This is a genomic window from Streptomyces sp. NRRL S-31, from assembly GCF_000718775.1.
Classification (GTDB): Bacteria; Actinomycetota; Actinomycetes; order Streptomycetales; family Streptomycetaceae; genus Streptomyces.
In genome coordinates this window covers 1-965 of sequence record NZ_JOCB01000230.1, presented here as the reverse complement: position 1 = coordinate 965, position 965 = coordinate 1, and the positions used below count along the sequence as shown (strand labels likewise).

1 protein-coding gene is annotated in these 965 nt (G+C 71.8%); it reads left to right on the top strand.

The window, feature by feature from the left end; all coding sequences use genetic code 11:
- Window positions 1-40: 40 nt before the first annotated feature.
- On the top strand, window positions 41-965 hold a 925-nt coding region (locus IF37_RS44215), incomplete at its 3' end, for a hypothetical protein (protein ID WP_158727465.1).

Here is a 965-nt window from a genome sequence, read left to right as displayed (position 1 = left end):
CAGCGAGTTGTTGGCGCGTGCGTTCGCCGACAACGCTCCGGTGGCCGAGGAGTTGGCGGCTGTTGATGCGGGGCCGTTGCTGACGGTTCTGAATCAGTTGGATGCGTCGCCGGGTAGGACGGCGGTGGTGGATCTGGCTGCCAGTGGTGTGGCGTTGGTGCGGTGGTTGAAGCGGAATCCGCAGGCGGTGGCGGGGCTGGTGGCGGTGCCGCGGGTGGTGGCCGGGGTGGTGGCGCATGCCGGGGTGTTCACCGGTGAGCGGCTGGTGGAGCGGTTCATGGCGGCGGGGGAGCTGCACGCGGTGCTGGAGGCGCATCCGGGGGTGGTGGGTGCGGTGCTCGGGGATGTGGAGGTGCTGGAGACGGCTCTGTCCAGTCCTGGGGTGGTGGCTGCGGCTGCCGCGGATCCTGGTGTGCTGAGGTTGTTGAAGCGGTATCCGGTTGTGCGGGGTCTGGTGCGGTCGGGGGCGGACGCGGCGGGTCTGGTGCTGGGGTCGGCTCAGGTGCGTCGGGCGTTGGGTGCGGTGCCGCATCTGGCGGAGGCGTTGGCGGAGTCGTCGCGGTTGCGGGCGGATGTGGGGCGGGCGCCGTGGACGGTGGGGGTGCTGGAGCGTAACCACCGGATGGTGGTGGACGCGCGTGAGAACGGTGTGCTGTGGCGTGCGGTGGTGGCCAGTGAGGTGCTGGCGGGGGCGTTGTCGCCGAGGGTGCGGCGTCAGTTGACGGGGCTTGTGGCTTTTCTTCAGGAGCGGCCGGGCTTCGCGGAGCGTTTCGTGGGGACGCCGGCGTTGCTGGAGCTGGCGGCTGTGGGGGGTGCTGCGCTGGCGGACGGGTTGCGGCGGCTGGAGCGGGAGCGGCCCGCTGTCATCGAGCGGGGTTCCGGGGCGGAGGTGGCGTCGGCGGTGGAAGCGGTCATGGCACCGGTGTCCGCCGCTGCGGACACCGGCACCACCACGACCGCACCCG